This is a genomic window from Ensifer sp. 2TAB8 (genome assembly GCF_052115125.1).
Classification (GTDB): domain Bacteria; phylum Pseudomonadota; class Alphaproteobacteria; order Rhizobiales; family Rhizobiaceae; genus Ensifer.
Map to the genome: position 1 here is coordinate 174,716 of NZ_JBFRGB010000016.1, position 13,095 is coordinate 187,810.

A 13,095-nucleotide genomic window follows, 5' to 3' on the forward strand; every position below is an offset into this window, starting at 1 on the left:
AGTCCGATCGGCCGATGGGTTATTCTGTTACCGTCAACCTGGCATGCATGCCGGCTTCGAAGTGTCCCTTGATGTTGCAAAGCAGGACATAGGATCCGGGCGTAAGCTTCGCCTTCATCGTGCCATCGGCACCCGGCTTCAGGTCAGACACTTCACCAAGGCTTTTCAGCTGCTTTTCGTTGACGCGATGCTTGGCCGCGACGACATCGATCTTCTGGTCGGCCGACTTCAGCTTGATCAGCACCATCTCGTGTTCTTCCGTCATCGCGTCATTGTGGACCATGAAGGTCGTCTCGCCGGCCTTGATGGTCGATTGATCGAGTGTGAGGGTCATCGAGCCGCCAGCCTCGCCGCTCTCGACAACTTTGACGGTCGTCGCGGCAAAAGCAGGCGACGTCAGACCGATGAAAGTAAGCACTGCTAGCTTGTTTCGGGTGAACCGCATTTCAAGTTTCCCTTTTGCTGACGTTGCTGGCGACATGCGCCATGTCGAGGGACAGAGTGGCATCGCTGCCCGGTGGGCTCTTCCTTCTCTCGGGAAAGCAATCGCGCGCTCATACCCCGCCTACGAACGGGAACCGGCGCCGGCAAGCCGTGCGGTCCCGACGCCGTTCTAGGCGACGCAACCTGTCCATCGGCTGTCCTGCCGCCTGCTTTATGGCGACGCCAAGGTTTCGTGGAAGAAGTCCCGGCGCGCTGGCACCGGGGTGGAAGCCGCAATCTGCAGCTTCCAACGGTTGAGTTCAGATCGGTCGAAAGCGGTTTTGTCCGGTCTCGTCTATGTGCTTAGCGCCGGCCGCCGCCGCCACGCCCGCCTCCACCGCCGCCGCCGCGAATGACCGCCCCGCCGCCCCGACCGCCACCGCCGTGGAAGCCGCCGCGGCTGCCGCCCTGGAATCCGCCGCCGCGATAGCCGCCGCCACGGTCAAAGCTTTGGAAGTTGCGGCCAGATTCCTGGTAGAGCCGGCCATAGTTGCGGCTCAGCTCATTCTGGTTGCCGAACTGGCGTCCGGCCCGGTCGAAGGAAAGATGGTCGGGCGCCCGCTGACGAACCTGCTGGTTGCGCCGCGGTGCCGGCCGCGTCTCGGCCCGGTTCTGAATGCGTTGCGCCGCCTGCGGCCTGTTGGCTGCAGCATTCCGGAGGTTCTCTCCATCCGGCCGCTGAACGGGCTGCCAGCCGTCCGGCGTGTGCTTCTGCCACGTTCCATCCTGGCGGCGATAGACGCTGCCGTCGCGGCCGGCATAGACGTCGCCGCCCTTGCTGCCGACGATGAAGCCCTTGTTGCCTTCCGTGTTACGCCAGCGCAGGCCGCCGGCGCTCCCCGTCGTCCCGCCGCTTATGCGGGCGAACTCCCCGCCATGCTTGACCGCGACACTGCCCCAGGAACCGTAGACGTTCTGGCCACCGCGCGCGACCATGGCATTGCCGGTGCGTGGGTTGTAGGCGGAAATGAACCCTCGTTCGCCGCCAGGTCCTGCCACCGCCCCAGCGCGGAACCGGGTACCCGTGACGGGGTTATAGGCTGCGCCGAATGCCAGACCTCTCTCGGGACCGTAGGCGTAACCGTAGCGGCCAAAGGTTCCGTAGGCCGGGTTGTACGAAGCGCCAAAGCCGTAGCTGATCGGCGGCGGATAATAGGGCCAGTCGTCGTCGTAATAGTCCCAATAGGGCGGATAGTACCATCCCGATCCCCAGACGACGGTGCCCCAGGCGAGATACGTATAGAGATAGCCGAGGGTGTAGCCATACCAGACAGCGTCCGGCTCCGTGTCGTAAACGCGGACATAGGTCGCGTTATAAACCGGGGACGACGACGGGATGGTGTAGATTTCATCCGCGACAGCGCGCGCAACGGCAAAGGGGCCGGTCGGCGTATCACCGACGAACCAGATGCCATCCTTCAGAACGAAATACTTGTCAGCAACCTTGATGACCTGCTCATTGGCGTTGACGGCATAAAACATGGACGTGCCTTCGATCGGCTCGAACTTTGGCTCTCCATTGTAGTGCACGTCGACCTTCAACGACCCATCGGTCGAAACCCGCGCGAGCTTCGGAATGCTCGCCCGCAGGCGCGCCATTGCGCTTTCTGACGTGCCGGGGATCGAAGCACGCACTGCCGAGTAGGTCTCGTCATCGGGCAGATTCAGGAAATCTTCCGGCAGATTGGGAGTAGCAAAGCTCCAGGGTCCTTCGAGCGAGGCTGATGAAAACCATCGTCCGGAGAGAAGCGTGTACCACGTCTTGCTGGCCCGATGGAAAAAGACCGAACTGGTCGTGTTGGAAACCCAATCCAGCCCTGTAGCGGACACCGGTTCGAGGGCCGGCTTTCCTTCAAAGATCAAAAGCTCAGCTGGCTTCTCGGAATAAAAGACCTTCGGGATCTTGTTGTCGCCGAAGCGCGTCGGCGGAAGCGAGGCCTTTACTCCCTTCCAGTTCTCGATGTCCGGCAGTTTGGAAAACACGTCCGGTACCGTTTCCGCCTCGACCCAACCGGTATCAAGCGTCTTCGAGGTGAGCCAGTTCTTGTCGCTTCGCAGATAGTAGTCGCCCGACTGTTCCACCTTGAACAGGTCCCAGTTCGTATTGACCACGAACGACAGGCCCTCGACGCCCTTGACCGGAGCCGTAACGGCCTTGCCATCCGTCTGCAACAGGATCGCCGATGCCTCGCTCACGAAGATCGGTGGCGGATCAGCCTTCATATCCGGAACGTCTGCAAGCCGCTGGAAATCAGCAAGGCTTGCGGCCAGGCGTTGCTGCGACACGACGATCGGATCGGTAGGAACAAGCTTGCCTATGTCCAGCGCGAGATCAGCAAGCTGTTTGCGGTCCAGAGAGGAAAAATCGAGCCGCGTGGTTTTGACATCCGTCAGCGTGACGTTTTCGGATGCATCGTCCGCCGTGGTCTTGGCTGAAAGCCCGATGATCCCGTAGACCGGCTTCGCGTCGGCGGACGATTTGAGTTCGGTGGCGACGAGAGCCTCCAGCTCCTTGAAATCCTTCCAGGCTGTGATCTGCGGTTGAAAGAGCGTGATCGTCGCGCCCTTCTCGGTGTTGAACACCCTTGGCCAGGCCGGTGCCGTCGCATCGGACTGGTTGAGGTACTTGCCCGCAACGAACCCGTTCGCTCCGGAGTAGCTCACGGCGCACCAGGAAGCTTCCGCATCGCACTCTTTGATATCGACTTCCTCGCCCTGGGGAATGACGCGCAGCGCGTCAAATCCGGTGCCCGGGCCCACCCTGAAATTCACATTGGCCGTCAGAACGGCCGGGTCCGCAAAGGCGGAGGTAGAGAAGAACGAAGCGATCGTCAGGTACGCAAGAATTCTACGCATGATCACATTCCCTCACTGAGTATTTAAGCTGTTCGAAGTCCCTGTCCGCCGGAAGTGCCACTGGAAATGCTTCGCCGCGACAAAGGCTTCTCGCATTCGCAGTCAATTAAAGTTGTTCAATTTCAAGATCATTGCACATTCGAAGCCGAGTGCAACTGGCAACGCCGCCAACTTCTAATTAAACCGCGCATTGAACGACGCCTTCTCAATTCCCCGCGTGACGGGCCCCACCCCGGTTGCTCCGCCATAACCGTCAGCCATCGGGGGAAAAAGCACCGATCTCCGTGCTGCGATTGGTGGATTTCTCAAGATCGAGATGCGGGACGTGGGCTTCCTCATCCGGCTATGGCGGACGTCAGGTGGCTCATGCGGCGGATGGAGCAGAATGCAGCTCCTGTTGCCGCGCGACCCCGACCAGCCACTTGTGAAACTTCTGCCCGAACGGTTTTTCGAGGGCTGCCCGGTCCCAGGCGAGGTAGTAGCTTTCCGGCAGTTTCATACGGAGGTCGAAGGGGACGACCAGGGCTCCGGATGCGATCTCATCCTTGATCATGGAAACCTGTGCAAGAACAAATCCCCTGCCGTTCACCGCCGCGTCAATGGCACTGCTCGACAGGGTGAAGGAAAGGCCCGAGAACGTCTTGCCGCCGTCCGCGTGCACCAGCGCGGCCCAATCCCTCCATTGCGGGGAAGCCTTGTAGTCCGCCTCCCATTCCACATTGAGGAGGGGAAATTTCAGGACGTCGTGCGGCGTTTCGAGCGTGTGTCCGGCGATCAACCCAGGTGAACACGCCGGCACCATCCAGTCGGTGAACAGCTTGGCGACGTGTTCATGTGCGTGGGAGCGCCGACCGTAGGTGATGCGGAAATCCACCTGCTCGAGCCCAAGACGGGGCTCCTGTTCCTGGCCGAGGATACGCACGCTCGATTCCGGACAGAGCGATTGCCAATCGAAGATCTTGCGGTTGACCCACTTGTTCGCGACCGACGTCAGCGCGCTTAGAACGATGCTGGTCTCGTTCCGGGCGCGGGTGAGAACGTTGGCGGCATGGGAAAGCTGCTGGAAGCCTTTCGCCACTTCGCGATAGTACAACCGCCCCCATGAGGACAGTTCAACCCGCCTCCCGCGCCTCTCCAGCAGCGTCAGGCCAAGACATTGCTCCAGATTTCGGACCAATTGGCTGACGGCGCCCGGCGATACGCCGAGGTCTTCCGCTGCGGCACTGACAGAGCCACACCGACCGATCGCCTCAAAGGCCTGCAAGCCGCGCAAGGACGGGTTCGGCATCATAAAATTCTCCTCGGCCAACCATTCTAATTTAGATTTTCTAAAAAAGAACGCAGGCGCTGGCAACTTGTTGGCACAGAGAAAACGTCGAACATTCACTTAACAAAACGCAAGGAGAGCGAAATGTTTCTCAAGAATGCCTGGTACGTTGCAGCCTGGGATCACGAGGTCGGCCGCGAGCTGAAGCCCCTCACGGTCCTCGGCGAAAACATCGTCCTATACCGCAAGCAGGACGGCCAGGCCGCCGCGCTCGAGGATGCCTGTCCCCATCGGAAACTGCCGCTCTCCATGGGGCGCATCAAGGGTGACGACGTGGAATGCGGCTATCACGGCCTCACCTTCGACTGTTCGGGAACCTGCACCCGGGTACCGGGCGCAGAGCGCATTCCGCATGTCGCCAAGGTGCGCTCCTACCCGGTTCATGAGCGCTACGGCCTGCTCTGGATCTGGATGGGCGACGCCGAGCAGGCGGATCCGAAGGATATCTTCGAAGTCGAGCATTTCGGCGATCCAGCCTGGGGCATCAATCGCGGCGAGTCGATGACGCTCAACTGCAACTATCTCTACATGACCGACAATCTTCTCGACCCCTCTCATGTCGCCTGGGTCCACCAGTCGTCTTTCGCAAGCTCCGCCTGCGAGGAAACGCCGCTCGAGACGACCGTGAAGGACGACGGTGTCACCGTCTGGCGATGGATGATCGACTCCGAACCGGCCCCGTTCTACGCCCCCTTCCTGCAGTTCGAGGGCAACACCGATCGCAAGCAGCACTACGAAGTGCGCTATCCGAGCAACGCGATCATCAAGGCCATTTTCGCGCCCGCCCATACCGGTGGCGAAGGCCGCACGCTTCCTGAGAACACCTTCCTCATGGACAGCTACAACTTCATGACCCCGGTCGATGAGAACCGGACCAAGTACTACTGGTTCCAGATGCGCAACTTTGCGCCCGATGACGCAAAGGTATCGGAGAGTTTTGCCAAATCCGTACGGGGTGCCTTCGAGGAAGACCGCGTCGTCCTGGAGGCGGTCCATCACGGAATGGCCAATATGCACACACCGAACCTCGACCTGAAGATCGACGTCGGTCCGATGCGTTTTCGCCGCAAACTGGCCCAGCTGATTGCTGCCGAAACGCAAGCCGATCCGGCGAGCGCAGCTGCTGAATAGGGCTCGATCCGAATGCTCGATGCCGCGGCCTCACGCTTCCGCCCCTTCGAAGTCGTTTCGAAGGTCCGCGAAAGCACCACCATCACGTCGTTCCGTCTCGCCCCTCTCGAGCCCCAGCACTGGCGGCCGTTCGAGCCGGGACAGTTCCTGACGATCCGTGTACCCGACCGCAAAGGCGGATATGTCCTGCGCAACTACACCGTCTCTTCCTCGCCACGCGAGGAAGGAACCTATCGGATCACCGTGAAGCGTGAGGCCGCCGCCACACAAGACGTGCCGGAGGGACTAGGCTCCTGCTGGCTCCATGACGACATCGAGCCCGGCGCCGTCGTCGAGATCGACCCGCCGCGCGGCGCATTCAAGCTCGACCGCGCGAGTGCCCGGCCCGTCGTGCTTCTTTCCGGTGGCGTCGGCTTGACCCCGACTGTCTCGATGCTGGATGTGCTGGCACGGGAAAGCGATCGTCCCGTCTGGTTCATCCATGCCTGCGACAGCGTTGCAGTCCATGCCCTGAGGGCAGAGGTCGAGCATTTGGCCACCCTGCGACCCGGTATCACCTTGCACGTCTGCTACCGCTTCGCCGAGAGCAGCGATCTCGAATCTGCCCGGTGTAATTCCTCGGGTTTTCTGACACGTACAACGCTTCAGAGCCTCCTCCCGCTCGACGACTACGACATCTACATGTGCGGGCCTCCGCCCTTCATGCAGGCCCTTTACGGCATTCTGACCGGCCTCGGCGTGCGGAAGGACCGCATCGCCTACGAATTCTTCGGTCCGGCGAGCCTGCTGTCGGAGGCCCCTGCCCCAAAACAGGCGGCTGCGCCCCTAGTGGAACCAAACGTCGGGGGGGACGGCCTGCACGTCGTCCTCCGAAAATCGGGACACAGCCTGGCCTGGGATGGCGCAAGCGAATCCATCCTCGCGTTTCTCGAGGCTCAGGGCATCGAACCGGAATTCTCTTGCAGGGCAGGAGTTTGCGGCACCTGCGAACAGGGTCTCGTCTCCGGCGAGGTCGACTATTTCGAGGAACCGCTGGACGAGGTGCGGGCGGACCGCGTGCTGCTCTGCTGCACCAGACCGAAATCATCGATCGTGCTCGATCTCTGACCGCTCAAAACAAGAGGCTGCGGCCTGAACCAAGGTGTCCAATCCCCGAAGGAGGATCCGTGACGAAACCGCTCCAATCCGAAATCCCGCTCAACCCCCATGTCGCCGGCCTGCCGCCATACAACGCCGGCATGAACATTGCCGCTGCACGACTGCAAAGCGGTCGCCAGGATATCGCAGCACTCGCCAGCAACGAGAATCCGGATGGCTGTTCGCCGCGTGTCGCAGCCGCCCTCGCAAACCTCAATCCCTCACGCTATTCCGATCCCGCCTGCACTGTATTGCGCGCGGCACTTGGGCAAAAACTCGGAGTTGCCGTTGACCGCATCGTCGCCGGCAATGGCTCGGAGGAAATGATCGCGGCCGTCTGTCGCGCCGTCCTTCGTCCGGGCGCACTCGTAGGCACGGTCTGTCCCGGGTTCGGGCTGCACGAGATCGAAGCATTGGCCAATGGCGCCGATGTCGAGAAGGTTGCCATGCGGGCCGACCTCGACTTCGACATACCGGCAATCGTTGCCATGCTCGAGCGGGAGCCGGCGATCTTCTTCCTCTCTTCGCCCTCCAATCCGGTTGGCCCGGCGCTCGACCGCGAGAGCCTTGGTCGCGTTCTTGCGGCGGTCTCGCCGGGGACGCTCCTCGTGCTGGACGAGGCCTATTTCGAGTTCACGGACGAAGACTTGCCGGACGGTCTCGCCGCGCTCTCCGCCACGGACCTTTCCTGGGTCGTACTTAGAACCTTCTCCAAGGCCTATGGCCTTGCGGGCCTGCGCGTCGGCTACGCGGTAATGTCCGATGCACGGCTCGCGCGGGCGGTAACGGCAGCCAAGACACCGTTCAACGTCAACGCCGCCGCACAGGTCGCCGCCGTCGCCGCACTGGAGGACGAGGCCTGGATGTCGTCGTCGGTTTCGGCGTTGAAACGGGAACGGGCTCGTGTGGCCAACGCGGTCGCCGCCATCGGGCTTGCGTCGGCGCGATCGCAGACGAACTTCCTGTTCATCGACGTCGGTCGCGACAGTTCGGCAGCGATGGCCCACTTCCTGTCAGGCGGCATCATCGTCAAGCCGTGGAAGGAGAAGGGCTACGAGACCTTCATCCGCGTAACGATCGGCACGCCCGCGGAGAACGACCGCTTTCTCGACGCGCTTCGCGCTTTCGCCAAGGGCTGAAGCCTGCGGCCTCCCTCACCTCACACAAAACAAAGGGGCACTCCAAGCCCCACGGGAACGAACAATGAGCGGAAACGCAAGCCTCTACAAGATGAACCGGGAGCCCAGTCGCATGTCCCCATCAACGCCTGCCGGTCTCTTCGCCGGCGATTTTTCGGCCCTGCGCGCCCGGTTTCTCGCCGCAGCGCGCACCGCGGGTGCCAGTGTCGTCGAGTACGTACATCCACTGCACGGCCCGAACGGCGAGCGTCTCGCGACCGATGTCGCCTATCTCGGACGCGAAGATGCCAGGAAGCTCCTGGTACTGATCTCCGGCACCCATGGCGTTGAGGGTCCTTTCGGCTCGGCTTGCCAGACCGCCTGGCTTTCACAGAATTCGCCCTGGCAACTGCCTGACGATACAGCCGTCCTGGCAATCCACCTCATCAACCCGTGGGGCACCGCCTGGTCGCGCCGGGTAAACGAGGACAATGTCGACCTCAACCGCAATTTCATCGACTGGCTGAAAGGCCCGCCGAAGAACGATCCATATGCCGCCCTGCACGCCGCCCTCGTCTGTCGCGCCTGGGAGGGGCCGGAGCGGGACGCGGCGCTAGCAGCCTACGACGCCGCGAAACTACGGCTGGGCGGCTATGCCGGCATCGCTCCGATCGTGGAAGCCGGGCAGTATGACTTTCCGGACGGTCTGTTCTACGGCGGCGACGGTCCGGTCTGGTCCAACCGGACCCTCATCGAAATCCTCTCGACATTCGCACACCAGGCGGAAGAAGTCGTCGCCTTCGACCTGCACACAGGCGCCGGCCCCTATGGCTATCCTGCACTCCTCTCCGTTGCCGAGAAGGAACATGCGGGCCTGGAATGGGGGCGGCGCATCTTCGGACCCGCGCTCTCGGTCGTCCTCACCGGCGAGAATGCGACGACGGATACGGGCATTGCCGCGACTGCCACGGGCTATGTCTCAGCCGCGGTGAGGACTGCGCTGCCAAAGGCTCGTGTCCTGCCTCTGGTCGTCGAATGTGGAACCCTTGACGGCGCCACGGTCTCCGATGCGGTTCAGGCGGACAACTGGCTTCATCTGTTCGGCAAGGTCGACGCGCCGCTCGGAAACCGGATCAAGGAGAGCCTGCGCGCCGCATTCATTCCCGAGGACGCGGACTGGCAGCGCACCTGTCTTTCAACTTCCCTGCGCCACTTCGACCGCGCCTTTGCAGAGATCAAGTCGGTCGGCGGGGCGGGTGCCGAAAAGCCCGTTCCGGCGGCGCCGGCCGTCACCATCGTTGCCCATCCGGAAGCCGGTGGGCCGAGACTTGCCGACAGGCCGGCCATCGAAGTGCACGACATCCACAAGCGCTTTGGTCCCCTCGCCGTTCTCAACGGCGTCAACATCTCTGCGCGGCCGGGAGAAGTCGTGTCGATGATCGGCTCTTCCGGTTCGGGAAAGAGCACTTTCCTGCGCTGCATCAACCTGCTCGAACAACCGAACGACGGCCGCATCATCATCGACGGCGAAGAAATCCGCATGAAGAAGACGCCGGATGGCGGCGCGGTGCCCGCCGACATACGACAGGTCGAACGTATCCGCTCGCGCGTCGGCATGGTGTTCCAGAACTTCAATCTCTGGCCGCACATGACGGTCCTCGAAAACATCATCGAGGCGCCGCTGCATGTTCTGAAGGAAAGCCGGCAAGCGGCAGTCGATCATGCCCATGCCCTTTTGAAGAAGGTCGGCCTCACCGACAAGCACGCCCAGTATCCCGGCCAGCTGTCCGGCGGCCAGCAACAGCGTGCCGCCATCGCCCGCACGCTCGCCATGCGCCCGAAGCTCATCCTCCTGGACGAGCCGACCTCGGCGCTCGATCCGGAGCTCGTCGGCGAGGTGCTGCGCGTGATCCGGCAGCTCGCAGAAGAAGGAAATACGATGATCCTCGTGACGCATGAAATGCAGTTCGCGCGCGAGGTCTCGCACAAGATCCTCTTCCTCCACCAGGGAAAGGTTGAGGAAGAGGGTGCACCGGCGGAGGTTTTCACGAACCCACGCTCCGAACGCATGCGTCAGTTCCTGGCCCGTACGCTCTGACCGCCGGCATCACCCGTCCGGGATCTCCCGGACGAGAGCCAACAAGAAAGCTCAACATGGGGAACCAAAACATGAAGCTGAAAAGTCTGTTGCTCGCCACGCTCTTCACCGCAGGCCTCACCACGGCCCACGCTGCCGAGGGCGAGTTGTCGATCGGGACCGAGGGCGAATATCCGCCGTGGAGCATTGCCGACTCTGCCGGCAACGTGACCGGTTTCGACGCCGATGTCGGAAGCCTGCTCTGTGCCAAGCTGGAGATGAAATGCCACTTCGTCGTGCAGGCCTTCGACGGGCTCATACCGGCGCTGAAGGCCAAGCGTTTCGACATCATCATTTCCGGCATGTCGATCACGGCCGAACGCAAGAAGCAGATCGACTTCTCGGTCGGCTATGCCGAACTCGCCAACATGTTCGTGGTCAAAAAGGATTCCGATCTGGCCGGCATCAAGGACATCGACACGCTGCTGAAATCGCTCGATGGCCGCACGGTCGGCGTTCAGGCCGGAACGACCCACGCCCATTTCATGGAGAAGCGGGCTTCGTCCGCCGTGCTGAAGACCTACGACACGCTCGACCAGATGCAGATCGATCTTGCCAGCGGCCGCGTCGAGGCTGCGTTTGCGGATGCATCAGCCCTCCAGGATTTCCTCGGAAGGCCCGACGGCAAGGACTTCCAGTTCGTTGACGTCAAGGTCTTGAGCACCTTCGATCCGACGCTTGGCGAAGGCATCGGCGTCGGCATCTCGCAGGAAAATACCGAGCTGAAGGCCCGGATCGACAAGGCGCTCTGCGAGCTGGTTGCCGACGGATCGATCGGCAAGGCGAGCGAGACCTGGTTCAAGGCGGACATCTCCCGCCCCTGCCTATAGCGGCAACCTTTCGTCTCCCGGGAGAGAAGAGGCCGCCAGGCGCTCTTCGTCCGGGAGACGAAGTATCCGATCGGACAATACACAGGTTTGGGCTGGTTCAATGGAACTTGGATTATGGCAGGTATGGGAAGGCGGCTGGATAACCGCAATCCTGCGCGGCGCGGCAATCACCATAGCCGTCGGCGTCGCAAGCATGGCCTTCGGCATCGTCATCGGCGTCGCCTGCGGCCTGATCAAATGGGCGCGGCTTTTCCCGTTGACGCTGATCGTGGATTTCTACACCTCGATCGTGCGCGGCGTGCCGGAACTCCTGATCATCTATCTTCTCTTCTTTTCCTCCGTCGAGTTCATCGCTCAGGTGGCCRCGGCATTCGGCTATGAGGGGCTCGCCGGAAACGGCTATGCCTTCGTCATCGCCGTCGTCGCCATCGCGGCCATTTCCGGTGCCTACTCCACCGAGGTCGTCCGCGGTGCACTTGCCGCCATTCCGCCCGGCCATATCGAGGCGGCGCGGGCGCTCGGCATTCCCGGCACCCGTATCTTCCGCCGCATCATCGCGCCACAAATGCTGCGGATCGCCGTGCCCGGCATGAACAATGTCTGGCAGACCACGATCAAGGATACGGCCCTCGTTTCGGTGGTCGGCCTGCAGGAACTGATGCGTGCCGCCTTCGTTGGAGCGGGATCGACCCGCCACCCCTTCGTCTTCTACTTCATCGCCGCCGTCGTCTATCTCTCGATCACGCTGGTCAGCCAGAGTGGTTTTGATGGGATCGAACGCTTGCTGCGCCCTCGCGAGAGGAAATAGGCATGGATCTCGAACTTGTTCGCCTCGCGGTTCCAGCCCTCGCCAAGGGCCTGTGGCTGACCGCCATCCTGACACTCATTTCGATCGCCATCGGCTTCAACCTCGGCCTGGCGCTCGCGGTCATGCGGCTGTCGAATAACTCTGTTCTCAGCAGCTTTGCCAAGGGCTACAGCACCGTGTTCCGGGGCACGCCGCTGCTGGTCCAGCTTTTCCTCTTCTACTACGGCCTCGGCCAGCTTTCCTTCGTACGCGACAACCCCGTGCTCTGGTGGATCGTTGGCGACGGCGCGCACTGCGCGGTCATGGCGCTCGCACTGAACACGGCGGCCTACACGTCTGAAATCCTGCGCGGCGGGCTCATGTCCATTCCGGGAGGGCTCGTCGAAGCCGCCCAGGCCTGCGGCATGTCGCGGCTCCTGTGCTTTCGCCGGATCACCTTTCCCCTCGCCATCCGACAGGCACTGCCCGCCTATGGCAACGAACTCGTTCTCGTCGTCAAGGGAACGAGCCTCGCCTCTACAATCACCGTTCTGGAGATCACCGGCCATGCAAAACGGCTGATGAGCCAGACCTACGCAATTCTCGAAATCTTCGCCATCGCCGGCGTGCTCTATCTGCTCATCAATCTGGTGCTGATCACGCTCGTACGGCTCGTGGAAGCCCGTCTCACACGCTACCTGCCGCGATAGGGCTGCCGCGCCCGATACGGCTGGAAACTTCAAAAGAAAGAGAAATACCATGGATGTACGCGCCGCCGTTGCCGTTCAGGCAGGCAAGCCGCTCGAGGTCATGACGGTTCAACTCGAAGGCCCAAAGGCCGGCGAGGTGCTGATCGAGGTCAAGGCCACCGGCATCTGCCACACCGACGACTTCACGCTGTCGGGTGCCGATCCGGAAGGCCTGTTTCCGGCGATCCTCGGCCATGAAGGGGCCGGCATCGTCGTCGACGTCGGCCCGGGCGTCACCTCGGTGAAGAAGGGCGACCACGTCATTCCGCTCTACACGCCCGAATGCCGCTCCTGCCCGTCGTGCCTGTCGCGCAAGACCAACCTGTGCACCGCGATCCGCTCGACGCAAGGYCAGGGCCTGATGCCSGACGGCACCTCGCGCTTCTCGATCGGCAAGGACAAGATCCACCACTACATGGGCTGCTCGACCTTCGCCAACTACACGGTGCTGCCGGAGATTGCGGTTGCCAAGGTCAACCCCGACGCCCCCTTCGACAAGATCTGCTACATCGGCTGCGGCGTGACGACCGGCATCGGCGC

Annotated in this window: 11 protein-coding genes; 8 read left to right on the plus strand and 3 right to left on the minus strand. The window is 62.1% G+C overall.

Translation table 11 applies throughout. The annotated features are described in order from the left end of the window. Positions 1-19: 19 nt before the first annotated feature. From AB4Z53_RS24255 to AB4Z53_RS24265, 3 genes are all read right to left on the minus strand, one after another. On the minus strand, positions 20-445 hold the full coding sequence (locus tag AB4Z53_RS24255) for a plastocyanin/azurin family copper-binding protein (RefSeq protein ID WP_441598014.1): 426 nt from the start codon (positions 443-445) through the stop codon (positions 20-22). A 341-nt stretch (positions 446-786) separates the two neighbouring features. Further along, positions 787-3,339 carry an SH3 domain-containing protein gene (locus AB4Z53_RS24260; RefSeq protein ID WP_441598015.1) on the minus strand — a complete coding sequence of 851 codons (2,553 nt, stop codon included), beginning with the start codon at positions 3,337-3,339 and terminating at the stop codon, positions 787-789. Between the two features lie 364 nt (positions 3,340-3,703). Beyond that, the gene (locus AB4Z53_RS24265; RefSeq protein WP_441598031.1) at positions 3,704-4,627 is read right to left on the minus strand and encodes a LysR family transcriptional regulator; all 924 of its coding nucleotides are present in this window, start codon (positions 4,625-4,627) and stop codon (positions 3,704-3,706) included. A gap of 123 nt (positions 4,628-4,750) precedes the next feature. Between AB4Z53_RS24265 and AB4Z53_RS24270 the strand changes: the two genes are divergently transcribed. The 8 genes from AB4Z53_RS24270 to AB4Z53_RS24305 form a co-directional block, all read left to right on the plus strand. After that, the gene (locus AB4Z53_RS24270; protein ID WP_441598016.1) at positions 4,751-5,797 is read left to right on the plus strand and encodes an aromatic ring-hydroxylating dioxygenase subunit alpha; all 1,047 of its coding nucleotides are present in this window, start codon (positions 4,751-4,753) and stop codon (positions 5,795-5,797) included. Positions 5,798-5,809: 12 nt separating this feature from the next. Beyond that, a complete protein-coding gene (locus tag AB4Z53_RS24275) occupies positions 5,810-6,904 on the plus strand; it encodes an FAD-binding oxidoreductase (RefSeq protein ID WP_441598017.1) in 1,095 nt (364 codons plus the stop codon). Positions 6,905-7,035: 131 nt separating this feature from the next. After that, on the plus strand, positions 7,036-8,073 hold the full coding sequence (locus AB4Z53_RS24280) for an aminotransferase class I/II-fold pyridoxal phosphate-dependent enzyme (protein ID WP_441598032.1): 1,038 nt from the start codon (positions 7,036-7,038) through the stop codon (positions 8,071-8,073). 112 nt (positions 8,074-8,185) lie between these two features. Next, positions 8,186-10,150: a DUF2817 domain-containing protein gene (locus AB4Z53_RS24285; RefSeq protein WP_113537480.1), complete on the plus strand. Its 1,965-nt coding sequence runs from the start codon at positions 8,186-8,188 to the stop codon at positions 10,148-10,150. A 71-nt stretch (positions 10,151-10,221) separates the two neighbouring features. Beyond that, positions 10,222-11,019: a transporter substrate-binding domain-containing protein gene (locus AB4Z53_RS24290; protein ID WP_113537460.1), complete on the plus strand. Its 798-nt coding sequence runs from the start codon at positions 10,222-10,224 to the stop codon at positions 11,017-11,019. A 100-nt stretch (positions 11,020-11,119) separates the two neighbouring features. Continuing rightward, positions 11,120-11,827, plus strand: coding sequence for an ABC transporter permease (locus AB4Z53_RS24295; RefSeq protein ID WP_441598018.1), 708 nt, complete (start codon positions 11,120-11,122; stop codon positions 11,825-11,827). Between the two features lie 2 nt (positions 11,828-11,829). Next, positions 11,830-12,516: an ABC transporter permease gene (locus tag AB4Z53_RS24300; RefSeq protein ID WP_441598019.1), complete on the plus strand. Its 687-nt coding sequence runs from the start codon at positions 11,830-11,832 to the stop codon at positions 12,514-12,516. A gap of 49 nt (positions 12,517-12,565) precedes the next feature. Further along, positions 12,566-13,095, plus strand: a 530-nt coding sequence (locus AB4Z53_RS24305; RefSeq protein ID WP_441598020.1) for an alcohol dehydrogenase catalytic domain-containing protein, incomplete at its 3' end; no start/stop codon positions are given.

Coding starts and splice junctions, on each gene's coding strand:
- AB4Z53_RS24270 (WP_441598016.1), top strand. CDS start 4,751: ATGTTTCTCAAGAATGCCTGGTACGTTGCAGCCTGGGATCACGAGGTC.
- AB4Z53_RS24275 (WP_441598017.1), top strand. CDS start 5,810: ATGCTCGATGCCGCGGCCTCACGCTTCCGCCCCTTCGAAGTCGTTTCG.
- AB4Z53_RS24290 (WP_113537460.1), top strand. CDS start 10,222: ATGAAGCTGAAAAGTCTGTTGCTCGCCACGCTCTTCACCGCAGGCCTC.
- AB4Z53_RS24285 (WP_113537480.1), top strand. CDS start 8,186: ATGTCCCCATCAACGCCTGCCGGTCTCTTCGCCGGCGATTTTTCGGCC.
- AB4Z53_RS24260 (WP_441598015.1), bottom strand. CDS start 3,339: ATGCGTAGAATTCTTGCGTACCTGACGATCGCTTCGTTCTTCTCTACC.
- AB4Z53_RS24280 (WP_441598032.1), top strand. CDS start 7,036: ATGAACATTGCCGCTGCACGACTGCAAAGCGGTCGCCAGGATATCGCA.
- AB4Z53_RS24300 (WP_441598019.1), top strand. CDS start 11,830: ATGGATCTCGAACTTGTTCGCCTCGCGGTTCCAGCCCTCGCCAAGGGC.
- AB4Z53_RS24255 (WP_441598014.1), bottom strand. CDS start 445: ATGCGGTTCACCCGAAACAAGCTAGCAGTGCTTACTTTCATCGGTCTG.
- AB4Z53_RS24265 (WP_441598031.1), bottom strand. CDS start 4,627: ATGCCGAACCCGTCCTTGCGCGGCTTGCAGGCCTTTGAGGCGATCGGT.